General features: G+C 59.8%; 21 protein-coding genes. 14 read left to right on the forward strand and 7 right to left on the reverse strand.

Annotation, left to right across the window (positions count from 1 at the left end; genetic code table 11):
* The gene (locus LOY68_RS07425) at positions 1 to 936 is read right to left on the reverse strand and encodes a LysR family transcriptional regulator (protein ID WP_265043885.1); all 936 of its coding nucleotides are present in this window, start codon (positions 934 to 936) and stop codon (positions 1 to 3) included.
* Positions 937 to 1201: 265 nt separating this feature from the next.
* Positions 1202 to 2137 (reverse strand): LysR family transcriptional regulator, encoded by a 936-nt coding sequence (locus LOY68_RS07430; protein WP_054046678.1) that lies wholly within the window; start codon positions 2135 to 2137, stop codon positions 1202 to 1204.
* A 173-nt stretch (positions 2138 to 2310) separates the two neighbouring features.
* Between LOY68_RS07430 and LOY68_RS07435 the strand changes: the two genes are divergently transcribed.
* Genes LOY68_RS07435 through LOY68_RS07460 form a run of 6 tightly spaced genes read left to right on the forward strand, consistent with a single transcriptional unit; the run spans position 2311 to position 9216 of the window.
* The gene (locus LOY68_RS07435; RefSeq protein ID WP_054046676.1) at positions 2311 to 2928 is read left to right on the forward strand and encodes a thermostable hemolysin; all 618 of its coding nucleotides are present in this window, start codon (positions 2311 to 2313) and stop codon (positions 2926 to 2928) included.
* Complete coding sequence (locus LOY68_RS07440) at positions 2925 to 4493, forward strand: AMP-binding protein (RefSeq protein WP_265043887.1); 1569 nt, start codon at positions 2925 to 2927, stop codon at positions 4491 to 4493. The genes LOY68_RS07435 and LOY68_RS07440 overlap by 4 nt, the downstream gene beginning before the upstream one ends.
* Positions 4468 to 5349: a TauD/TfdA family dioxygenase gene (locus LOY68_RS07445; protein WP_054046672.1), complete on the forward strand. Its 882-nt coding sequence runs from the start codon at positions 4468 to 4470 to the stop codon at positions 5347 to 5349. The genes LOY68_RS07440 and LOY68_RS07445 overlap by 26 nt, the downstream gene beginning before the upstream one ends.
* Before the next feature lie 9 nt (positions 5350 to 5358).
* A complete protein-coding gene (locus LOY68_RS07450) occupies positions 5359 to 6486 on the forward strand; it encodes an aminotransferase class III-fold pyridoxal phosphate-dependent enzyme (RefSeq protein ID WP_265043890.1) in 1128 nt (375 codons plus the stop codon).
* Positions 6464 to 7804, forward strand: coding sequence for an aspartate aminotransferase family protein (locus LOY68_RS07455; RefSeq protein ID WP_054615854.1), 1341 nt, complete (start codon positions 6464 to 6466; stop codon positions 7802 to 7804). The genes LOY68_RS07450 and LOY68_RS07455 overlap by 23 nt, the downstream gene beginning before the upstream one ends.
* Positions 7804 to 9216 carry an amidase gene (locus LOY68_RS07460; protein WP_265043893.1) on the forward strand — a complete coding sequence of 471 codons (1413 nt, stop codon included), beginning with the start codon at positions 7804 to 7806 and terminating at the stop codon, positions 9214 to 9216. Before LOY68_RS07455 ends, LOY68_RS07460 begins: the two co-directional genes overlap by 1 nt.
* 368 nt (positions 9217 to 9584) lie before the next feature.
* Here LOY68_RS07460 and LOY68_RS07470 read toward each other — a convergent pair whose 3' ends face one another.
* Together LOY68_RS07470 and LOY68_RS07475 are read right to left on the reverse strand one after the other, a co-directional pair.
* Positions 9585 to 10496: a DMT family transporter gene (locus LOY68_RS07470; protein ID WP_265043895.1), complete on the reverse strand. Its 912-nt coding sequence runs from the start codon at positions 10494 to 10496 to the stop codon at positions 9585 to 9587.
* A gap of 159 nt (positions 10497 to 10655) precedes the next feature.
* Positions 10656 to 11843: a cyanate transporter gene (locus tag LOY68_RS07475; protein ID WP_054615848.1), complete on the reverse strand. Its 1188-nt coding sequence runs from the start codon at positions 11841 to 11843 to the stop codon at positions 10656 to 10658.
* Between the two features lie 643 nt (positions 11844 to 12486).
* Here LOY68_RS07475 and LOY68_RS07480 point away from each other — a divergent pair.
* The 6 genes from LOY68_RS07480 (at position 12487) to LOY68_RS07505 (ending at position 19022) form a co-directional block, all read left to right on the forward strand.
* Positions 12487 to 13869, forward strand: a complete 1383-nt coding sequence (locus LOY68_RS07480) for a glutamine synthetase family protein (protein ID WP_265043897.1) — start codon at positions 12487 to 12489, stop codon at positions 13867 to 13869.
* 168 nt (positions 13870 to 14037) lie between these two features.
* A complete protein-coding gene (locus LOY68_RS07485) occupies positions 14038 to 15687 on the forward strand; it encodes a phosphoethanolamine transferase (RefSeq protein WP_265043899.1) in 1650 nt (549 codons plus the stop codon).
* 73 nt (positions 15688 to 15760) lie between these two features.
* On the forward strand, positions 15761 to 16423 hold the full coding sequence (locus LOY68_RS07490; protein ID WP_265043901.1) for a class I SAM-dependent methyltransferase: 663 nt from the start codon (positions 15761 to 15763) through the stop codon (positions 16421 to 16423).
* A 123-nt stretch (positions 16424 to 16546) separates the two neighbouring features.
* Positions 16547 to 17680, forward strand: coding sequence for a ribonuclease D (gene rnd, locus LOY68_RS07495; protein ID WP_163908953.1), 1134 nt, complete (start codon positions 16547 to 16549; stop codon positions 17678 to 17680).
* Positions 17677 to 17970: a YcgL domain-containing protein gene (locus LOY68_RS07500; protein ID WP_054055162.1), complete on the forward strand. Its 294-nt coding sequence runs from the start codon at positions 17677 to 17679 to the stop codon at positions 17968 to 17970. Before rnd ends, LOY68_RS07500 begins: the two co-directional genes overlap by 4 nt.
* A 119-nt stretch (positions 17971 to 18089) precedes the next feature.
* Positions 18090 to 19022 carry a D-2-hydroxyacid dehydrogenase gene (locus LOY68_RS07505; RefSeq protein WP_054615844.1) on the forward strand — a complete coding sequence of 311 codons (933 nt, stop codon included), beginning with the start codon at positions 18090 to 18092 and terminating at the stop codon, positions 19020 to 19022.
* A gap of 263 nt (positions 19023 to 19285) precedes the next feature.
* Here LOY68_RS07505 and LOY68_RS07510 read toward each other — a convergent pair whose 3' ends face one another.
* Positions 19286 to 19879 (reverse strand): nitroreductase family protein, encoded by a 594-nt coding sequence (locus LOY68_RS07510; RefSeq protein WP_265043904.1) that lies wholly within the window; start codon positions 19877 to 19879, stop codon positions 19286 to 19288.
* 281 nt (positions 19880 to 20160) lie between these two features.
* Here LOY68_RS07510 and LOY68_RS07515 point away from each other — a divergent pair, with 281 nt between their 5' ends.
* Together LOY68_RS07515 and LOY68_RS07520 are read left to right on the forward strand one after the other, a co-directional pair.
* Positions 20161 to 20610: a YcgN family cysteine cluster protein gene (locus LOY68_RS07515; RefSeq protein ID WP_265043906.1), complete on the forward strand. Its 450-nt coding sequence runs from the start codon at positions 20161 to 20163 to the stop codon at positions 20608 to 20610.
* Positions 20611 to 20721: 111 nt separating this feature from the next.
* Positions 20722 to 21951, forward strand: a complete 1230-nt coding sequence (locus tag LOY68_RS07520) for a hypothetical protein (protein WP_163908955.1) — start codon at positions 20722 to 20724, stop codon at positions 21949 to 21951.
* An 87-nt stretch (positions 21952 to 22038) separates the two neighbouring features.
* Here LOY68_RS07520 and LOY68_RS07525 read toward each other — a convergent pair whose 3' ends face one another.
* Both LOY68_RS07525 and LOY68_RS07530 read right to left on the reverse strand, forming a co-directional pair.
* Entirely contained in the window at positions 22039 to 22410 is a 372-nt protein-coding gene (locus LOY68_RS07525; RefSeq protein ID WP_265043908.1) for a DUF2892 domain-containing protein, read from the reverse strand.
* Between the two features lie 77 nt (positions 22411 to 22487).
* The gene (locus LOY68_RS07530; protein WP_054055178.1) at positions 22488 to 22958 is read right to left on the reverse strand and encodes an RNA methyltransferase; all 471 of its coding nucleotides are present in this window, start codon (positions 22956 to 22958) and stop codon (positions 22488 to 22490) included.
* Between the last annotated feature and the right edge of the window lie 254 nt (positions 22959 to 23212).

The raw sequence follows: 23212 nt of genomic DNA on the forward strand, positions 1-23212 counted from the left end.
TCAGGCGGCTTGCTGCTCGGCGCAGACCTCTAGCACTTGCTCACGCAGCCAAGTGTTGGCGCTGTCCTGATCCACGGTTTGGCTCCATTGCATGTCGAGGGTAAAACCCGGCAGGCCGTTAGGCGCTTCGCAATGATTGAACACCGCTTCGTTGGCCAGCAGGCGCTGGATACGCCGGGGCAGGGTCAGGATGAAATCAGTCCCGGTGATCATCTTCAGCGCCGCACTGTAGCTGTTCGAGCGTTTGACGATCTCGCGCTTTTGCGCCTGCCGCGCCAGCCAGCCATCGACCTTGTCGGTGGCGGCTGACCACGGTGTCGAAAACACGTGCTGGCGTTCAGTAAAGGCTTGCAGACTCAAGCGTGGTTCCAATGGCGTGGCGCGTTTGTCGAAGACGCAGACCAGGTCGTCCTCCAGCAACATCCGTGACCTGAAGTCGGTTTGACCCGGATGAGCATTCGGACCAAAACAGATCAGCAGGTCGAGGCTGCCGTCGCGCAACTCATCGGCCGGGATATCGGTTTCGAATTTGTGCAGGTTGACCGCTACCGGCAAATCGGCGAAATCGAAGCGCTTCAACAGGCGCGGCAGAATCAAGTGCTCGAAGTATTCCGGTGCGCAAATATTGAAGGTGACGGGCTGTGAAGTCGGATCGAACGCCTGGCCGCTGGCGTGACAGAGGTTGATACTTTCAAGAATTTTCAGCACATGGTTGTACATGGTGCTGGCTTTGTAGGTGGGGCGCATTCCGGTGCGGGTGTTGATAAACAACTCGTCTTCAAAACTGGTGCGCAGTTTTTTCAGGCAGTAACTTACGGTGGACTGACTGACGAAGAGTGCCTCCGACACACCGGTGACGCTGCTTTGCTCATACACGGCGGTAAACACCATGAGGTCCTGCATATCGAGCTTTCTAAGCAAGTTACTGTTTAGCATCCGTTCTGTCTCGCTGTGCTCCTTGCGCTGAGGGTGCGCAAACGTGTGCGAACGATCGTAACGGAACGATGGTGCCAGGAGAATGCCCTGTAGGAGACTTCAGTGTCAGATGTGGGACACATCGTGTAGGTAACACGACCTGCTGGCAGAAAGCGATCAGCGCCAAACTGCCCCGATAATGACCCACCCGCCAAGTGCTGAGGCTATGCGCCGATTCTGGCGTCGGTGGGTCATTCAATTCGAAGTTGTCTGTTAATAGTTCTTATTACAGCAGGCCGTCTTGTGCGCAGACGCTGACAATTTGTTCGCGAAACCAGTTATTCGCGCTGTCCTGCCCGGGCTTTTCGTTCCACAACATGTCCAGCGTAAAGTTGGGTAAACCGGTGGGCGGTTGGCAATGTGCGAATTTATCTTCGTTACTGATCAGCATCTGGATACGCCGAGGCAACGTCAGCACGAAATCAGTTCCGGGAATCATGTTCAGTGCCGCCACGTAACTGTTGGCCCGCGCCACTATCTGGCGGCTGTAAGCCCATTTGCTAAGCCAGCCATCCACCATGTTGGTGTCTGAAGTCCACGGGGTCGGGAAGATGTGCTGGCGCGCGACAAAGCTGTCCAGGCTGAATTCACCCTCCGCCGGGGCAGAGTTTTTATCAACGACACAGACAAGATCATCTTCCAGCAGAACTTGTGACTTCAAACTTTTTGAGCTGCGATGGAAGTTGGGGCCGAAACAAATAACCAGATCGAAACGACCGTCGATAAGCTCTTCGATTGGAATGTCTCTGTGAAACTTCTGGATGTTTACAATGACCGGAAAACTACTGCCAATAAAGCGCTTCAACAAATTTGGAAGTATCAGGAGTTCAAAGTACTCCGGTGCGCAGATATTAAACGTAATCTCTTTTTGCGTGGGGTCGAATGCGTGTAAGCCGGAATGGCATATGTTTATGCTTTTCAGGATTTTCAACACATGGCCATACATGGTGGTGGCCTTGTTAGTCGGCCACATGCCATTACGGGTGTTGATGAACAGCTCGTCGTCGAAGCTCGTGCGCAGCTTTTTCAAGCAGTAACTGACGGTGGACTGGCTGACGCAAAGGGTTTCAGAGACCTCGGTGACGCTGCTTTGTTCGTATACGGCAACGAACACCATCAGATCCTGCATATCGAGTTTTCTGAGCAAATTACTATTAAGCATAAAATCCGTCTCGGTGAAAATCCATGCGCGTCACTATCTTTTATTTTTGTGACAAGGTTATTTATTTATATATTAGCGGAAGCAATTGGTTTTTTAAATAGTCTGTCGGAGATTTCCTCAATATATTCTCGCTCACTTTAAGAGGCGTCCTGAACAGGGACAGGGAGGTCGAAGTGTTGGTACGTGTCACGGAAAGTCAGACACCGTTATGGGTGCAAGCCACTGAAGTTGTGAAGGAAAAATTTCGCAGTTCTTATAAGGCGACAGTAGAGCCCAGTCCGCAGTATTTTGCGGTAACTCTGGATAATGAGGAGCGCATTCTTTCTTGTGCCGGTATAACGTTTGCCGATCACCGCACACTCTTCTCTGAACAATATCTGTCGCAACCGATAGAAACGATACTCTCCGAACGCTTTGAAAAGCCGATCGATCGGTCAACTATCGTTGAAATCGGTAGTTTGATTTCTCATCACCTGACGGCGGGAATGATCATGGTCAACATGATCCCGTTGTTGGCTTGGTGCATGGGTGGTCACTATCTACTGTGCACCGTTACACCCCGGGTCCGGGAGATGATGGAAAGCTGCCAGATCGATTTCGAACCGCTGCTGACAGCTGATCCAGAGCGCCTGGCCAATGATGGCGGGAAGAACTGGGGCTCCTATTACTCGAAAATGCCGGTCACCGGTTTTATCCGGGTGGACCCGAAACGTTCGCGATTCGCCGCGATGACCCTCGGTACGTTGTTTACCCAGTTGCCGACGGATCTGCCGGAGAGGGCGCAATCATGAGTGGCCGCTTTATTGCGGACCTGCGCCAGGCGCTACAGGCCAATCGCGAGAAAGTCTGTGCTGTCGATTGCGCCGCGTCCGGGCTGGAACACGCCACGGTCATGACCTTCGGCGAATTGGAGTCCCGGGCGCTGAACCTGGCAGCTGAATTGCAACGGCGTTTCGACACCCCGGCCCATGGCGACCACGTCGTGCTGGGGATTGCCACGCGTAACAGCAGCGATTGGCTGGTGGCCGATCTGGCGTGCCTGTTTGCCGGGATTACCGCGCTGCCTCTGCCACTGGCATTTAGCCAAGCGCAAGCCGAACATTTGGCCGAGCGCTGCGACGGTTTCCTGGTGGATGCCGCTGGCGAACGCACCCTGGCCGAACGCTGGATGTTGGATTTTCCCGAGAGCCGCTTGAGGCGCCTCAGCGAGCCGGCCCTCGAGCAACCATTGCTGCGTGAGCCGGATGGCGTCAGCGACTGGATCTGCAAAATCATTCACACCTCGGGCACGACCAGTCGGCCTAAAGGCGTGCGCCTGAGCACGAAGGCAGTCGGCGCGGTTTTGGCTTCCTTGCGCCAAGGAATGCCGGTCGATGCCCATCGCCGTTACCTGTCGCTGGTGCCGTTGAGTCTGTTGCTGGAACAAGTCACCGCCGCGTACCTGCCGCTGTTGGCCGGCGGCACCGTGCACTTCCTGCCAGAAGGCGAACCATTGCTCGGCGAACCGGGCACTTCGCCGCAACGTTTGATCGCGTGGATTCTGCGAGTCGAACCGACGGCCCTGACAGTCCCGCCAGTGATGCTCAATCGCTTCTACGAGCAACTCGCCCAAGGCGATGCGCAAAGTGATCAGCTGTCTCGATATCTGCATTCGGGCGTGCATATCACCTGCGGCGGCGCGGCGGTCGGCATCGACATCCTCAACGCCCTCGCCGAGGACGGCATCCCGGTGTTCCAGGGTTATGGACTGTCCGAAAACGCCTCGGTGGTCAGCATGAACACCGCGCAGCACCAGCGTCTGGGCAGCGTCGGCAAACCCTTGCCGCATGTGCAGGTGCGCATCGGCGCCGACCAGACCATCGAGGTCAAGAGCAGTTCGCTGTTCAGCGGTTATTCGGGCAAGGACCCGAGCGCCTGTTCAATGTCCGACGACGGCTGGATGGACACCGGCGACCTGGGTGAGCTGGATGCCGATGGCTATCTCTACGTCCGTGGCCGCAAGAAGAATGTGATCTGCCTGCCGAATGGCCGCAACGTCAGCCCGGAGCAAGTCGAGCTGGAATACCGCGAGTTTCCCGGCGTGCGCGATGCCGCCGTGTTCTTCGATGAAACCCACGGCCTGGTGGCGCTGCTCTGTGTCGAATCGGCGCCGGACCGCGACGAGTTGGCTTCCTGGTCAACCCGACGCTTTTCCGACATCGAGCGCCCGAGCCGTCTCTGGTTGCTGACCAAGGACGATCCACTGCTGGAACAACTCTATACCGTCACCGGCCGCCCGAAACGCGCCGATATCGCCACTGTTTTTGCCGACCTGCAAGGGAATGCTGCTGATGAACACGCCTGCCTATCGCTGTGAAAGTTCCGACATCTCGATTATCGAGGCCCACCATTTCGCCAGCCTCGGCAAGTCCGAGCTGTACGAATTGCTCGGGCACTACGGTGTCGTGCTGCTGCGCAACTGCATCCACAACCCTGAGGATTTCAGCAGCTATGTGCGGCAAAACAGTTCGCGCCTGAGCCTCGATCCGGCGCGGATCATGGTCGGTGGCGCGGCACAACTGGTGGACGCGGGCCGTCAGGAAATCGGTCTGCATTGCGAGAATGGCAACTCGCCGTTCTGGCCGGACATCACTTGGTTCTATTGCCAGGAAGCGCCGCGCAAAGGTTCGCAAACAACCCTGTGCGACGGTGAAAAAGTCCTGGCGAAACTGTCGCCGGCCTGCCGCACCTTCTTCGAGCAAAACCCGATTCGCTACAGCCGCACCGTGGCTGGCGACAAATGGCGGCGTCTGGTTTGTCACTATTCATCGACGCTGTCGGACCCGGCGGCGGTCAGCATCAACGATCTGATGCAGATCGTCGGCACTGATCCGCAGACCGTGATCACCTTCAACCCTGATGACGATTCGATCCATTACGCCTTCAGCACGTCGGCGATCCTGGTCTCCGAATTCAGCCAGCGCCCGGCCTTTGCCAACAGCATCCTCGGGCCGTCTTTCAACTACGAAGTGCCGGTGATCGACACCGTATCCGGGCAGCCGATTCCCGCTGAGTTCCTGGCAGAAATCGCCACGGTGTCTGCGCAATACACCTACCCGGTCGGCTGGCGCGACCACGACATGGTGATGATCGACAACCGTCGGGTGATGCATGGCCGCGAAGCCATCGTTGACGAGCGTCGTCGGATTTTCAACGCCTTGAGCTACCGCTGAGACCTACTTATGAAAACCAATAACAAACAGATCATTTCGGGTCAGTACGAGACGTACACCGATGGCGACGGCCGCCAGATCGTCGACCTGTCCGGCGGCTTCGGCTTTCAGGTGCCGTCGGTGATTGCAGCGGTCAGTCAGCAAGCCGACCGCATGGGCCTGTCCAATCGCGTGCTGATGTCCGAGCCGTTGATCGCGTTCTGCCGGCGTTTGGCCGAGTTGCTGCCGGCGCCACTGGTCAGCTCGTATATCTGCAGCTCCGGCGATGAAGCGTTCGAAGGGGCCTTGAAACTGTGCAAGGGTCTCAAGCCCAAGGGCAACACCATCGTGTTTGTCCAGGGCGGCGACTACGGCTCGCTGAGCTACGGACGTTGCCTCGGTGCGCCGCAGGAATATCTGGAGATCCAGCGTTTCCTCGGCTTCGATTTGGTGGCGGTCAGTGATGCTCGCGACCTGGCCAAGGTGAACTGGAATGATTGCTTTGCCGTGTGCCACACCAGCACCGTGATTGATGCGGACGGTCGGCTGCGCCTGATCGACCAGACGCTGCTCGATCAGCTCTATGACTCGGCGGCCAAGGTCTCGGCGCCAGTCGTTGCGGTCGATGTGCAAAGTTGCCTGGGCAGCCTGGGCACGCTGTTTGGTTTCCAGCGTTACCACAACACGCCGGACATCGTGGTGTTGGGCGGCGCACTGGGCGGCAGCGCGATTCCGATCGGCACCTATACCTGCAGCGAACAAATGGCCTATCAGGTTTATGGTCGCAGCAGCCCGGCCAAACATGGCAGCACCACCGCCGGCAACCCGATGGCGTGCGTCGCCGCCATGGCGGCACTCGATTATGTGTTGGCCCACGACTCGGCCAAACAGTCTTTCAACAACGGCCAGATCCTCGCGCAAGCGCTCTTCGCCTTCGGTGCGGTGGCGTGTGGCGGTTGGGTCAGCCTGCCGCTGGCCAGCGACGTCAATCCGGGCCGTTTATGCGAAGAACTCTATCAGCGTGGCGTCTATGTCAGCCCGCCCCGTGGCCGCGAATTGATTCTGCGTTGCCCGGTCACCGCGCGTGCGGAATATATCCAGCGTGCTGCCACTATCATCAAGGAGACTTTCAGCCATGTCCTTAACCATGCCGCATGAACAACTGCTGGATGATTGCCAGCGGCATTGGAGTGCTTCGGCGACCAAGCTGTATCGCATGGGCAAGACCAGCGTCGAGCAGGAAACCGATGGCATCTATGTCACGGACCATACCGGCAAGCGCTTTATTGACTGCGCCTGTAGCTACGGCGTGTTTATCGTCGGCCATCGCAACCCGTCGGTGCGTGAGGCCGTGCAGACCCAGTTGCACCAGATGGCCTGGGTCCCTGAAGGTCGCGTGCACCCGGTGCAAGAACAACTGACCGAACGTTTGCGCGATCTGGTGCCGGGTGAGTGGGGCGATGTGCAGTACATGGTCTCCGGCGCCGAAGCCATCGAACAGAGCATGCGTTATGTGCTCAAGGTGCAGAAGCACCGGCGCGGGATCGTGGTCATGAGCGATTCCTACCACGGCAAGACGCTGGCGGCGATGAGCATCCTCGGCCAGCAACAGCACCATCGCAGTTACGGCACCGCCGCTTCGGAAGTGACCTACGTGCCGTACGGCGATTTCGCTGCGTTGCAAAAAGCCGTGGGCGAGGGCGTGTGTGCGGTGTACGTCGAGCCAATCCTCGGCGGCGCGCATTTGCAGGTACCGCCGGTGGGCTACATGGCGAACATTCGCGCCCTGTGCGATGCCACCGATACGTTGCTGATCGCCGACGAAATCCAGACCGGTTTCGGCCGCTGCGGCAAATGGTTCGCCGTGCAGTACGACGACATCGTGCCGGACATCATGATCCTCTCCAAAGGCCTGACCGGCGGCTACACCTCGTTCGCCTGCGCGATGTACAGCCAGCGCCTGAGCACGCAATACCCGTTGCGCGAGATCGAGCCGGACCAGCGTACCAACGGCGGGCATCCGGTCGGCTGCGCCTCGGCGCTGGCCGCGATCGACTTCATCGACAAGCACAACCTGGTTGAGGCGTCGCGGATCAATGGCGGTTTGCTGCGCCATGGTCTGCAACGGCTGGCCCAGCGTTATCCGCAGATTGTTGAAGACGTGCCTGGTGTCGGCCTGATGACTGGCCTGCGCTTGCGCGGCTCGGTCTACGAGGCGCTGATGAGCATGGAGTTGGGCAAGCGTGGCGTGCACGCCGGGCATTCGATGAATGAAAAAGCCGAGCATCCGGTGCTGCGTTTTTACCCGCCGCTGAACATCACCCCCGAAGCGTTGCGGCATGTCCTGACCATGACCGAAGAAGCCCTGGAAGCCATCGCCCGCCGGCCGAAACTCGCGGTCAAGGCGTTTTCCCTGGTGGTCCGCAACATGTACCACATCCCCAACAAGCTGCTACGCAGCAAAGCGGAGCGCTGATGAGCATTTTCAATCCGGACACCCTGACCCTGCGCGAAATGGCCGGCCTGCTGCGACGCGGCGTGCTGACCAGCGTCAGCCTGCTGGAGTTCTATCTGCAGCGGATTGCCGAGCGTAATCCGCAGATCAATGCGCTGATCCAACTGGAGTCCGCCGACGAATTGCGTCGGCAGGCCCGGGAGGCCGATGAGATGGCGCGCATCGGCAATATTCGTGGCCCGTTGCACGGCATCCCGATGACCATCAAGGACGTCTGCCATGTGCGCGGCTTCCGCATGTCCCGTGGGCTGGAAGAGTTGCTCGGCGCAGCCAGCCAAGAGGACGCCACGGTGGTGGCCCGGTTGCGCGAGGCCGGCGCGATTATCCTCGGCATCACCAACGTGCCCGAGCTGTGCATGGCCTTCGAAACCGACAATCTGTTGTATGGCCGCACGCTCAACCCCTGTGACCCGCAGCGCTCCGCCGGTGGCAGCAGCGGTGGTGAAGCGGCGGCCATCGCGGCCGGTTGTTCACCGGCCGGGCTGGCCTCGGATGCGTGCGGCAGTGTGCGGATTCCGGCGCACTTCAATGGTATCTGCGGCCTTAAGTTGACCCAGGGTCGCGTGCCATTGACCGGGCAGTTTCCCAACGACCGTTCGGGGCTGTTCCACCTGACCTCGGCGTTTGGCGTGATGGGGCGTTACGTCGACGACCTGGCACTGCTCGGGCAACTCATCAGCGGCGCTGACGGTCATGATCCGGACACTGTGGACGTGCCGTTCAATGACAGCAAACCCTTGTCTGAACTGCGTGTCGCATTGTCCTGGGAGTCGGCGCGGACCGAAGTCAGCCCGGCGGTGAAGCAGGTTTTGCAACAGGTCGAAGCGTGCCTGGGCAGTGTGGTCGCGGACGTTACTTCGACCACGCCGCCGATGCTCGATGACGCCAGCGATGTGTTGTGGCGGGTGTTCATCACCGGCGCGGATGCCGGCCGTAGCTGGAAGAAACTGTTTGCGTCGATGAACAAACAGGCCTACACGCCGGCCACCTCGGAACTGATTCGCTTGAGCGAAGAGGTCGAGTTGAGCGTCGATGAAATGAAGCGCGACTGGATCATGATCGACACGTTTCGCTATCAACTGGCGAAGTTCTTCAATCAGCACGATCTGTTCATTTGCCCGGTGTTCCCGGACGTGGCGTTCGCCCATGGCGAATCGCTGCTGGACCGTGATCGCTACGCCTTCGTGTTCCCGTTCAGCCTGTCCGGCTCGCCGGCGGTGGTCATCCGCGCCGGGCACGACCCGGTCAGCGGCATGCCGATCGGCATCCAGATCATCGGCCCGCACTGGCAAGAAGAACGGCTGCTGGCCGTGGCCAACTTCCTCGAACGAGAAATGACCCGCTGGAGCCCGGTGAACCCAGTCACACAGTGATATCCATGTGGGAGCGGGCTTACTCGCGAAGGCGGTATGTCATTCAACAATGATGTTGACTGACACAACGCCTTCGCGAGCAAGCTCGCTCCCACAGGGGATCGAAGTTGAATCAAATATCGAGTTCACCCAAGACCAAATGTGGGAGCGAGCCTGCTCGCGAAAGCGGTATGTCATTCAACAATGATGTCGACTGACACGACGCCTTCGCGAGCAAGCCCGCTCCCACAGGGGATCGGAGTTGAGTCAAATATCGAGTTCACCGAAGACCAAATGTGGGAGCGAGCTTGCTCGCGATGGCGGTGTGTCATCCGACGATGATGTCGACTGATACGACGCTTTCGCGAGCAGGCTCGCTCCCACATTTTTCAAGCCGTAACAGCTTTCATATTCCGGCTGCTGACCACCAGCGCCAACATCCCGATCCCCACCAACACCGCCCCGCACACTTCGATCAACGCCGGTTGCTGCCGCAGCCAGAACCAATGGAACAGCGTGACAAACAACGTATTCAGATAGACATACGAGATCACCGTCGACGGCGAGATCACCCCGATCGCCCGGTGCAGCAACCAGAACGTCGCCAGGGTGCCAAACAGCGCCAGGTACACCAGCCACAACATATCGCTGACCGCCAGTTGTGCACCGCTGCGCCAGCCGCCGCTGAACAGGCAGAACACCAGCAGGAACAACGAACCAAACAGCATGTTCCAGAAGGTCATTGCCACCGGGTCACGACCCTTCAAGGTCTTGGCCTTGAAGCGCTGGCTCAGGGGTGAATACAGCGCCATCGCCAGGCAACCAATGCCGAACACCACGACCGGATACAGCGCCGGCAATTCTCCAGGCGCCGAACCCTTGAGGATCAGCAACACCGCGCCTACCGCCGCAATCAGCATCGGCAGCAAGCGGGTTTTCAGGCTCGGGCTCGGCAACAGGAACACTTCAAAGAACAGCGTCATCAGCGGCACCAGCGTGTACAGCGTCGCGGTGTTCACCGCCGTGGTGTAGCGCAGCGCTTCGAACAGCGAACCGAAATACGTCGCCAGCAACAGCCCGAGCACCGCATGCGCAAGCAAGCCTTTGACCGAGATCGGCGAGTGGTTTTTCAACAGCAGCAGCGGCAGGAACATCAAGGCTGAAAACAACAGGCGCAGGCCGGTCAACAGGATCGGATCAATCGCCTGGCTGACCTCCGCCGCTGCAAAAAAAGACGCGGCGATCAGCATCGCCCAGATCAACATGCCCCAATGAGCTGCTGCAAAACCGACTTGTTTCATGAGTGCTCCCCAGCGTTTAAGTGCAAGACGCCAATGATAGGTAGGCCGGCCTGCGGGCACGGGCGAGTTTTTAAATACATGACTGCAATTACTTGCAGAGGCCCTTTCAAGGAAATGGCTGATCAGCCAGGAGGCAGGCCTTGAAAGGACCGTCGAGGCTTATTGGATGTGTTGCGCGTAACGTTTCGGGTTGAAGCGCAGCACCATCACAATCATCACCGCCATCACTGCGGTGAGCGACCACCAGGCCCATTCGAAGCTGCCCAACTGGTCGCGGATCATCCCGGCAATCAGCGGCGAGAGCCCGGCGATCAGGTAGCCGATGCCCTGCACGAAAGCGGTCAGCCCGCCCGCACGGCGCGGGTTATCCAGGTGATCAAGGGACACGATCAGGCTCATCGGGAACAGACCGCCAATGCCCAAGCCCAGCAAGCACGGCCACAGCAGGCTGAAGCGCTCCGGGCTGAGGATCAGGCCGCAGAAACCGGCCATGATCAACGCCAGCAGCACCGCCAGCACCAGGCGTTTGTCCTGGCTGCGATTGGCTATCGCCGGGGTCACCAGACCTGAGATCACTTCCATGGCGGTCAGAAACCCGAGCAGCAAACCGGCGTTCTGTTCGCTCCAGCCTTTTTCCACGTAATACGGCGCAAGCCAGGCCAGCACGCAGGTGTACGAGGCCGTGCCCAAACCAAAGAAAATCGCCAGCAACCAGGCCCGCGAGTTACCGACAAACGACTCCTGGCGACCTTGCGGTGCGGCGGGTAGTTGCGGGATGGCCGAGCGTTGAGCGAACCAGAAACCCAGGGCCAGCAACGCGAGCAAGGCCCAGATTGCCAGGCCCATGCGCCAGCTGCCGGTCTGCGCCAGCACGAACGGCGAGAACGAAGCGGCGATAGCCGCGCCGCCCATGATCGAGGTGACATACAAACCCATGAACAGCGAGACGTTGTCGCTGAAGCGCGACTTGATCAGCGCCGGCATTACCGCCTGAATGAGCGCGATCCCGACCCCGGCGAGTACCGCGCTGAGGATCAGTTCAAGGGTGCTGTCCAGGTACAGCCGCGAGACCGTGGCCACGCCGATGATCACCAGCGACAGGACGATGGTGCGGTGTTCACCGAAGCGCTGTGCGACGCGCATGCCCAGGAACATCGCCAGACCCATGGCCATGACGGGCAGCATGGTCAGCAGCGAAGCGGTACTGAAACTCAGCGGGATATCCCCGCGAATCGCCGACAGCAAGGGGCCGACGGCGGCCATGGACGGTCGCAGGTTCAATGCGACGAGAATAATACTGGCGATCAGCCAGAGGGCAGGGCGGGTAGTTGCGCGAACGTTTTCCATAAGCAAGCCTTCAAGAACAAGGTCTTGATTAGGCGTGAGGGGCCGGGCAGCGGCAAATCAGAAAGTCTGGGGCGGTATCTAGAAATTAAATAAACTGCCATGAACCGCGGCTTTAATCCGGAACGCGATCTGTAGCAGCTGCCGAGGTACGAGGCTGCGTTCGGCTGCGAAGCAGTCGTCCCACCTGAACACACGGTCTTCAGGAAACACCGCGTCGTCTGATTTCACGACTGCTTCGCAGCCGAACGCAGGCTTCGCCAGCTGCTGCAAGTCACCTTGCAGTCGGCCGGGTGAATGTTTAGTCAGTCTGCAACCAAAGTTCTTCAATTCCCGATTTAACCCCCCATCCACCCATGTGACGCTGCTGCTCATCTGTTTTTTGCGGTTTCTTCTATGGACGGTTGGCCAGTCGCACTCCACCACCAAGCATCCAGCCTCGGTCGTCGATTCCTGCCTGCCACCGCGCCAACCCTCTCCGCACTTCCCTCCGAACTGGCCTTTTGGGCGCTGTGGCATTGCCGTCACGCGCGCCCGCCTGATTCCTGCGTTTCCCGTTGATTGTTCCTACAGGTCCCGCGCCATGCGTCGGGATCATACCGGCAACGCCTGCGCGTTTGCCTGACACGGAAAAACGAGAATTCCCATGAGTTGTGCCACGACCTCCTTCGCGACCAAGCAAGAAGCCCTGACCTTTCTGGAACAGAACCCGGATATCGAGATGTTCGAGTTGTTCATCCTCGACAACAACGGCGTGCCCCGGGGCAAGTTGCTGCATCGCGATGAACTGCTGGCGGTGTATGAAAGCGGCCGGCCCTTGCCGAGCACTATTCTCGGCCTGACGATCAATGGCGATGACGTGGAAAATTCCGGGCTGGTGTGGGACGTCGGCGATATCGATTGCCGCGCCTATCCCGTCAGCGGCAGTTTGCAACGCATGCCGTGGCGCTTGATTCCCACGGCGGCGGTGCAGGTCAGCATGCACCCCAAGGAAGGCCTGCCGGCGACCATTGCCGACCCGCGTCACCTGCTGGCGAAGGTCATCGAAGGCTTGCAGGCCGACGGTTATTACCCGGTGATGGCGGCTGAGCTGGAGTTCTACTTGCTGGATCAACAACGCGACAGCAACGGTCGGCCACAACCGGCCCGGGACGTCGATGGCGGACGGCCACGGGCCACGCAAGTCTACGGTTTGCGCGAACTGGAGCAGATCGAACCGTTCCTCGCCGACCTCTACAGCGCCTGCAAACTCCAGGGCATTCCGGCGCGCACGGCGATTTCCGAATACGCGCCGGGACAGGTGGAAATCACCCTCGAACACCGCACCGATGCCTTGCAGGCGATGGACGAAGCCGTGCGCTACAAACGCCTGGTCAAAGGCGTGGCGCACAAGCACGGCATGGCGGCGTGTTTCATGGCCAAGCCTTTCGATGACCTGGCCGGCACCGGGATGCACATGCACGTCAGTCTGGCGGATAAGGACGGCAACAACCTGTTCGCCAGCGAAGCGCCGGACGGCACGCCGCTGCTTCGGCACGCGGTGGGCGGCATGCTCAGCACCTTGCTCGATTCGCTGCTGTTGTTCTGCCCGAACGCCAACTCCTATCGGCGTTTCCAGACCAACAGCTACGCGCCGCTGGCCGCCACTTGGGGCGTGGACAACCGCACCGTAAGCCTGCGGGTTCCCGGCGGGCCGGCGTTCTCCCGGCACATCGAGCACCGCATCTGCGGGGCCGACGCCAATCCGTACCTGGCAGCGGCGGCGATCCTGGCCGGCATTCACCGTGGCATTCGCGAGCAACTCGACCCCGGTGCGCTGGTAGAAGGCAACGGTTACGCGCAGGCCACCGAACTGCTGCCCACCGACTGGCTGACCACACTGCGCGCGCTGGAAGGTTCGGGTTGGGCGCGGGAAGCGTTCGGCGGTGAGTTCCTCGGCGTGTACCTGGCGGTGAAACGTGCCGAATATCGGCAGTTCATGGGCGAGGTCGGGGAGCAGGATTGGCGCTGGTACCTGAACCAGGCCTGACAGTTTCTCAAATACATTAAAAGTTTCACGTCTCTATCGGGAGCCAACTAATCGTTGGCTTCTTTTTCACGAAAAATTGATGGTTGGCTGCTTAAAGTTTGTGCTGTCGCGGAAAATGAAATTTTCACATTTGCCGGCGGCACTTCTTTTCAGGAACAGTCCATCCGCATGTTGAAATTAAAAGCCGTGCGCCCCGAGTGGGTGACACTGATTGCCAGCGCCTTTTTATTGGCCGGATTCAATCTGGTGCTCTGGCAGCACCTGTTCGACATCACCGCCACCAACGCTCAGGGCATTGCCATGCGCGTGGCGTTTGGCGTGATGGTGCTCGGCGCCTTCAACGTTGTCCTGACCCTGCTGGCCTTCCGGCCCGTGCTCAAGCCGCTGCTGACGTTGATCTTCATGGTCAGTGCCGGCGTGGCTTACTTCATGAGCCAATATGGCGTGCTGATCGACGCCGGCATGTTCCGTAACTTTGCCGAAACCAATGCCACGGAAGTGCGTGACTTATTGTCGATAAAGTTGCTGGCTTATATTGTTGTACTGGGTGTTTTGCCAACGTGGTTATTGTGGAAAACACCGATCAGTTATCGCGCCTGGCACCGTGACCTATTAAGTAAAGTATTGGTGAGTGTCGCTTCCGTGGCCGTCATCGGTGGTGTAGCGCTGGTGAACTATCAGGGCCTGTCGTCGTTGTTTCGCAATCACCATGAGTTGCATTTGATGGTGGTGCCGAGCAACTACATCGGCGCCTCGATCGGTTATCTGCGCGAGCAAGTCGCCTCGGCGCAACAGCCCTTCGTCAAGATCGGCGAAGACGCCCGCAAAGACCTGAGCTGGCAGACCCACGGGCGCAAATCCCTGACGGTGCTGGTGGTCGGTGAAAGTGCCCGGGCCGAGAACTTCGGGGTCCTCGGTTATGAGCGCGACACCACGCCCAAACTCAGTAAAGAAGCCGGGCTGATCGCCTTCACTGACGTGCATTCCTGCGGCACGGAAACGGCGGTGTCGGTGCCGTGCATGTTCTCCAACATGGGGCGCAAGGATTACAACGCGAGCAAGGCGAAGAACGAAGAAGGCCTGCTGGATGTGCTCAAGCGTGCCGGCCTGGACGTGATCTGGCGCGATAACCAGTCAGGCTGCAAAGGCACCTGCGATCGGGTCACCATCGATGATGTCAGCAACTTGAAGGATCCGCTGTTGTGCTCCAGCAGCGAGTGCCGCGATGAAATTCTCCTGCAAGGTTTGCAGCACTTTATCGACACCCTGGATAAAGACACCGTGCTGGTCCTGCACCAGATGGGCAGCCATGGCCCGGAATACTTCAAGCGTTATCCCAAAGAGTACGAACACTTCACCCCGGTTTGTGAAAGTAATGCGCTGAACAATTGCAGCCGCGACAGTATCGTCAACGGCTATGACAACACGCTGGTGTACACCGACCACGTGCTGTCGACCCTGATTGATCTGCTGCGCAGCAACCAGGACAAAGTCGATACCGCGATGCTCTACCTGTCCGACCACGGGGAATCCCTGGGCGAGTACAACCTGTTCCTGCACGGCACGCCTTACATGATGGCGCCGGAACAACAGAAACATGTGGCCATGCTGGCGTGGTTCTCCGACAGCTATCAAAAGTCGTTCGCAGTGGACACCCATTGCCTGCAATTGAGCCGCGAAAAACCCCTGAGCCAGGACAACCTGTTCCATTCGATGCTTGGTCTGCTGGAGGTCGACAGCAAGGTCTACAACCCGGATCTCGATATGTTCGCCGGCTGCCGCGCGCCGATCATCGACGGCGTGCTGGCAAAAAAATGAGGGCTTCGACTTATTTTTCACGGACCGGCCGCTAACCTGCGCGCGGTAGATCTTCCAACAAGAGCCCATGCACATGTCATCGCTGCCCCCATCCGCCATCGAACTTGAGTTCGCCCGGCGCTACGATCAGGAACACGCCCGCGTCTGCCTGCAGCCGCAACCCCGTGGCCTGGCCGGACGCCTGGCGTTCTGGCGCGCCGAGCAACTGGTGCGCAACGCCCTCAAGGTCGCTGGTGAGCCGGGGTTGCTGCTGGATGTGGCCTGTGGCGCCGGGCGTTTCTGGCCGGTGCTGGCGGAGCACGGCAACCGGGTGATCCTTGCGTCGGATCCGTCCCAGGACATGCTCGATCACGCCCGCACTCATCACTCGCAGCAGTTGCTCAAGCGGATCAAGACCTTTCAGAGCTCGGCGTTCACTCTCGATTTGTCGGCGAACTCAGTGGATTGCATGATTTGCATGCAATTGTTTCAACATATCGCCAGCCCCGACCACCGGTTGGCCATGCTCGGGGAATTCCACCGCGTCAGCCGTGACACGGTGATTGTCGCGGTGCGCCTGCAAAGCCGCTTCGGACGTCGGCCATCCGCCGCCAAGGGCTTCGAGCCCCTGCCGCTGCCGGGCAAGCTGTTGCTGGAAGCCGAGTTCAGGCAGGCGGGTTTCAGCCTGCTCAGTCATCAGGACTTCTTTCCCGGATGCGCGCGGATGCGGGTCTACGTGTTGCGTAAGGCCGGTTAACCTCCCTTCGTCAGACATTTCTTGCCTTTAAGCAGGTCTTTTCGCTAAAGCTCTTGTTCAGTGGATGCGCGGAAATCGCCGGGGGCGATATATACTGCGCGCCATTCTTCAAGGGAGAGCCGTGTGGCCATCGATATTCACTGGATTCGCGACAACGATAGCCTCGGTCAGTTTTGCGCCGAGTGGCAGCAGCTGCCGTTCGTTGCCCTCGACACCGAATTCATGCGGGTCGACACCTTTTACCCGATCGCAGGCCTGCTGCAGATCGGCGATGGCGTACGCGCTTACCTGATTGATCCGCTGACCATCGACAATTGGCAGCCATTGGCCGCGTTGCTGGAAAACCCGGCCGTGGTCAAAGTCGTCCACGCGTGCAGCGAAGACCTCGAAGTCCTGTTGCGCCTGACCGGCAGCCTGCCGGCGCCGCTGTTCGACACACAACTGGCCGCCGCTTACCTGAACCTGGGTTTCTCCATGGGTTACTCGCGACTGGTCCAGGAAGTGCTCGGCATCGACCTGCCCAAGGGCGAGACCCGTTCCGACTGGCTGCAACGTCCGCTGTCCGATACCCAGATCAGCTACGCCGCCGAAGACGCCCTGCACCTGGCGGAAGTGTACGTACGCCTGCAACCGAAGCTGTCCGAAGACAAATACAACTGGGTGCTGGAGGACGGCGCCGAACTGGTGGCAAACCTGCGCCGCGAGGTCGATCCGTACGAGGTCTACCGCGAAGCCAAACTCGCCTGGAAGTTGTCCCGTGCCCAACTCGCGGTCTTGCGTGAGCTCTGCGCCTGGCGTGAACACGAAGCCCGCGCCCGGGATCTGCCGCGTAACCGCATCGTGCGTGAGCATTCGTTGTGGCCGCTGGCCCGCACGCAACCGGACAACCTCGGTGCGCTGGCGAAAATCGAAGACATGCACCCGCGTACCGTGCGCCAGGACGGCGAATTCCTGCTGGACCTGATCAAGCGCTCGGCCAATGTGTCGCCGGATCAATGGCCGCCCGCTGTCCCGGAGCCATTGCCCGTGGACGCCGCGGTGCTGGTCAAGCAACTGCGGGCCATCGGCCAGGCCGAAGCCGAACGCCTGAACATCGCGCCAGAACTGATGCTGCGCAAGAAAACCCTGGAAGCGCTGCTCAAGAGCGGCTACCCCAACGGTCCTTACCAATTGCCTGATTCGCTGCGTGGCTGGCGCCGCGAATTGATGGGCCAGGCGCTGCTCGACAGCCTGGCCACCGCCGGAGAACAGCCTTGAAACGTATTTGCTCCATTTACCGCAGCCTGAAGAAAAACGAGATGTACCTCTATGTGCTCAAAAGCGATGCACTGGAGCGCGTCCCGGAATCGCTGATGGCGGCGTTCGGTAAGCCGCATCACGCCTTTGACCTGGTGCTGAGCCCCGAGCGCAAACTGTCGCGCGAGGACATCACCGTGGTCTTGGCAAACCTTGAGAAACAGGGTTATCACTTGCAAATGCCGCCGGCCGAGGACGAGTACATCGAGCACTTGCCCGAAGAATTGCTGCGTCGCAACGACCCGATGTGATCGGCAGACAGGTTCTGTTCAGAACCTGTGTGAAAGACTGGAATGATTTTTATGATGGCCGCGGCGATGGAGCGATACTCCGTCCGCGGTCGTCTGCACTGTTTTGAAAGGTTTGAGCCATGCGCGTTCTGATTGCTGAACACGACCACCCTGTGTACGCCCAACTGCTGCGTCAGGCAGCGCCCGAGCTGGAAGTGTTGACCAGCGGCGACTCCGCCGAACTGGCGCGCCAGGCCGCCGATTGCCCGATCTGGCTCGGCCAGCCGGACCTGCTGGCCAACCTGCTGCGTCAGGGCCACCAGCCACAATGGCTGCAATCGACCTGGGCCGGCATCACGCCGCTGCTCGCCGACGGCTTGCCACGTCACTATCGCCTGACCCGGGCGGTGGGGATTTTCGGTCAGGTCATGGCTGAATACGTTTTGACCTACATGCTCGGCCACGAACGCGAGGTGCTGGCGCGGTTGGTCAGCCAGGTCGAGCGCAAGTGGGATAGTCGTCAGGGCCAAAGCCTGGCGGGACGCAAAGTGCTGATCGTCGGCACTGGCGACATCGGCCAGACCGTGGCGAATTTCCTCGTGCCGTTTGGCGTCGAGTTGTACGGCATCGCCAGCGAAGCCCGCGAGCAGGCACCGTTTGTTGAAGTGGCCGCGCTGGCCGACTTGCCGCGACTGGTCGGTGAAGTGGATTACGTGATCAACCTGCTGCCGAACACGCCTAACACCCACGATCTGTACGACGCGGCGCTGTTCAAGCAATTCAAGCCGACCGGCGTGTTCATCAACGTCGGGCGCGGCGTGGCAGTGGTCGATGCGGACCTGGTGGAAGCCTTGAAAGAAGGGCACCTGGCAGGCGCAGTGATCGACGTCTGCCGCCAGGAACCGCTGCCGCAACGGCATCCATTCTGGACTGCCTGGGGCTTGCTCCTGACCGGCCACAGCTCGGCCCCGACATCGCCAACGATGATGGTGGACCTGTTCGTCGAAAACCTGCGGGCCTACCAGGCAGGCGAAGCGTTGCGCGGCGAAGTGGACTTCAACCGCGGTTACTGAACACACCGAAACCAAAATGTGGGAGCGAGCCTGCTCGCGAAAGCGGTCTGTCAGCCAACAGAGATGTTGAATGTGACGGCCCCTTCGCGAGCAGGCTCGCTCCCACATTGGTATCCACTGTGAAACTCAGAATTCGTGAACACCCGAGATCAACTGTGGGAGCGAGCCTGCTCGCGAAAGCGGTCTACCAGCCAACAGAGATGTTGAATGTGACGACCCCTTCGCGAGCAAGCCCGCTCCCACATTGGGTTTTGCGGTGTGGTTTAGAGGGTGAAGTCGCCTTCAGCTGCGAGTTCGCTCAGAGGACGGCGCGGGCTTGGTTCTTCGCGGGCTTGCAGGTATTCCGCCAGGGTTGCCTTGTCGCCCAGTTTGCCCACGGCAACCGCCGCGTGCAGCGCATAACCTTCAGGAATGTTCAGCTCCTTGCGGGTCAGGTCCTGGTCGAAACCGGCCATGCCGTGGGTGTGCCAGCCGCTGATGCTGGCTTGCAGCGCCAGGTGGCCCCAGGCCGAGCCGGTGTCGAAGGTGTGCCACAGCGCCGGAGTTTCTTCGGTGGCGCCGGGCGCGGTGAAGGTGGTTTTCGAGATCACGATCACCAGCGCCGAGGCGTGTTGCGCCCAGCCGCGGTTGAACTCATTCAGCAGACCCAGGAAACGCTCCCAGTTCGGCGTGTCGCGGCGCGCGTAGAGAAAGCGCCAAGGCTGCGAGTTGTAGGCGGACGGCGCCCAGCGCGCGGCTTCGAAGAAGCTCAGCAGGGTTTCTTCCGGAATGGCTTCGCCGGTGAAGGCCCGTGGCGACCAGCGATCAGTGAACTGTGGGTGAATGGCATATTCGGCAACGCGTGGATTGGCACTCATGCAGAGGTTCCTTACTACGTTTGGGTCAGGGAGTCGAAATAAAAACCAGCGGCCACAGTTGAGCTGAGCGATGAGGTTTTTCGAGCCGTGGCAGTTCACCGGAATGCAACGCGGTTGCGCGTTAATGGCCTTCAGGTTTGGCTCGTTGCGACTGGCAAAGCTACTTCGTGGCGCCAAAACTGACAAGTGAAGTTCTTACCGGCAGTCGCCAGCGCTTGGCCCGCAAGGCCTTGGGCACTAGACTGGCGGCCTTTTCACCACCTGATGTTGATGCTTGAGCCATGGCCGCTACAGTCGAACCGTTCTGGAAACGCAAAACCCTCGATCAACTCGATCCGCAGGAATGGGAATCGCTGTGCGACGGCTGTGGCCTGTGCTGCCTGCAAAAGCTCGAAGATGAAGAAGACAACAGCGTCTACTACACGCGCATCGCCTGCAAACTGCTGGACCTGGACACCTGCCAGTGCACCGATTACCCGAACCGTCGCGACTTCGTCCCGGACTGCATCCAGCTCACCCCGGGCAAGGCCGAAGAGTTCCAGTGGCTGCCGCCGACCTGCGGTTATCGGCTGGTCAGCGAGGGCAAGGACCTGCCACTCTGGCATCACTTGGTGTGCGGTGATCGCGATGCGGTGCACCACGAACGCATTTCCCAGTCCGGGCGCATGCTCGCCGAAGGCAGCGTGCCGGAAGACGATTGGGAAGATCACCTGATTTTCCGGGCGGGCTAAAGGTCCACCGCTTTTGTGGGGTGGGCTTTTGTGGCGAGGGAGCTTGCTCCCGCTTGAGTGCGAAGCACTCACCCAATAAATAGGCAGTGATTATTGCCACAAGGAGTGTGTATGGCTGGGGGATTGCGGCTGGCATTGGCCGTCGGGGCGTTGGCCCTGAGTTCGTCGGTGTGGGCGGCGAAGAAGGTCGATCTGGATTACCACGTGCGCCTGTTGCCGCAAAGCGATCAGGCCGAAGTGCGACTGACGCTGGCCCAAGGCTCGGCGGTGCGCAGCCTCGACTTTGACCTGGGCGACGGCAGCCACTACAGCGATTTCAAGGCCGACGGCCAATGGCAGCTCACACCGGGCAAAACCGCCCGGGGTGTCTGGCACCCGGCCGCCGACAAGGCCAGCCTGACTTACCGCGTACGCATCAGCCACGGGCGCAAGAACGGCAGTTTCGACACGCGCATGACGCCAAACTGGGCACTGATGCGCGGCGACGACCTGGTGCCGGCGGCCAAACTCGATCAGCAGGACGGCATCGAACTGGTATCGCGCCTGGAATTCGAATTGCCCAGCGGCTGGAAAAGCGTCGAGACCGCCTGGCCGCGTATCGGCAAGAACACGTTCCGCATCAACAACGTCTCGCGCCTGTTCGACCGGCCCACTGGCTGGATGCTTGCCGGCCACCTCGGCAGCCGCCGCACACGGTTGGGCGAAACCGAAGTCACCGTCGCCTCGCCAGTGGGGCAGGGCATGCATCGCATGGACGTGCTGACGCTGCTGACCTTTGTCTGGCCGCAAGCCCAAGCTGTGTTCCCACGCCATCCGAGCAAACTGCTGATCGTCGGCGCCAACGACCCGATGTGGCGCGGCAGCCTGGCGGCGCGGGAATCGATCTACCTCAACAGCCGTTTGCCACTGGTCAGCGAAAGCGGCACCAGTGTGCTGGTGCGCGAACTGGCCCAGGTGTTCGGCCGGGTCAACGACAAACAACATAGCGAATGGATCAGCGAAGGCCTGGCCGAGTACTACGCCATCGAACTGGTGCGGCGTGCCGGCGGCATGAGCGATGAGCGCTATGAGAGTTTGCAGAAGAAACTGGCCAAGGACAGCCAGAAAGTGACGACCCTGCGCGGCTCGCAGGTCAACCCGGCGCAGATTGCCCGGGCAGTGTTGTTGCTACAGGAACTGGATCAGGAAATTCGCATCAAGACCCGCAACAAGCGGTCGCTGGATGATGTTCAGCGCGGAGCGATGCATCTGGAAAGCGTGGATACCAAGGAGTTTGTCCAGCTCGCCGAAAGCGTGATTGGCGAGCCCTCCAAAGTCCTCGATACCGAGTTGTTGCAGTAAAAATCAAAAGATCGCAGCCTGCGGCAGCTCCTACACAGGGTTTTGCGTACACCTGTAGGAGCTGCCGCAGGCTGCGATCTTTTGATCTTAAGCTTTAGGCGATTTCAACGAATCATTCCCGGTAACGGTCGCTGTCTTGGTGGCCGCTTCTGCAGCCGCCTTCAACTGGTTCAACTCATCACCCGCCCGTTGAATCTTCGCTCGCACGTTGTTCATGTCCTGACGGCTTTTCTCCAGCAGGCTTTTCACCGAGCTGTGCCCGGTAATGCCACGGGCCAGGGCCACGCCGCCGATCGCCACTTGAATCAAACCGAACACGCCGCCGCGACGCAGGCCTTTGCCCATCATCACCACGCCGCCGGCCAAGGAACCAATGCGCTCCCAGCCCTCGACGTTCTGTTCGTGGCGAGTCTGGAACGGGGTGGATTCGATGCGTTCTACGCGTTTGAGTTCGCTCATGATCTATCTCCAGGCAGGGAAGGATAGTAAAGCTGACTGCCGAAGCGGGCCGCTTGTTCCATCGGATGTGCGGCGATTCAGCGGAATTTCGGACCGGAGCGGGTGTTCAGCCCTTTGGCCATGCGGTCGTAGAGCACGACGTTGACCGTGGCGGCCAGGTTCATGCAACCGGTGGTCGGGATGTAGACCACGTCTTCGCACCAGTCGCGGATCTCTTTATCCAGCGAGCCGTCTTCCGGGCCGAAGATATAGAGGGCGCGATCCGGGTGGGTGTATTCCGGCAGAGAACGGGCGCCTTCCACCAGTTCCACGGCCACCGGTACGCAGCCCAGGGGCAGGATCTTTTTCAGGTCGTCGATGCCGATCAGCGGGATGTCGTAGTGCACACGTTTGGTGTCGGTGACGAAGTCGGCGGCGCGATCATAGCGCTTGCCGGTGTAGAACACCGACGCCACGCCATAACAGCCAGCGGCGCGCATCACCGAACCGACGTTCTCCGGTGATTTGGGGTTATACAAACCAATGCAGCTGTACCGTTTGTCTGCCACGAGCGGGGTGCCTTCGGGAAAAAGAGGGCGATTATACGGGGATTGCCGCAGGGTGGTCAGTTTGTAGATTGATGGTGCCAGTGCGGCCGTCATCGCGAGCAAGCTCGCTCCCACAGGGAAACGCGATCAACTGTGGGAGCGGGCTTGCTCGCGAAAGCGGTGGGTCATTCAACAACGATGTCGACTGGCACGGCCTCTTCGCGAGCAAGCCCGCTCCCACAGGAGATCTCGGGTGTGCACAAATATGGCGTTCG

The sequence above is a fragment of the Pseudomonas sp. B21-053 genome, from assembly GCF_026016365.1.
GTDB lineage: Bacteria > Pseudomonadota > Gammaproteobacteria > Pseudomonadales > Pseudomonadaceae > Aquipseudomonas > Aquipseudomonas nunensis.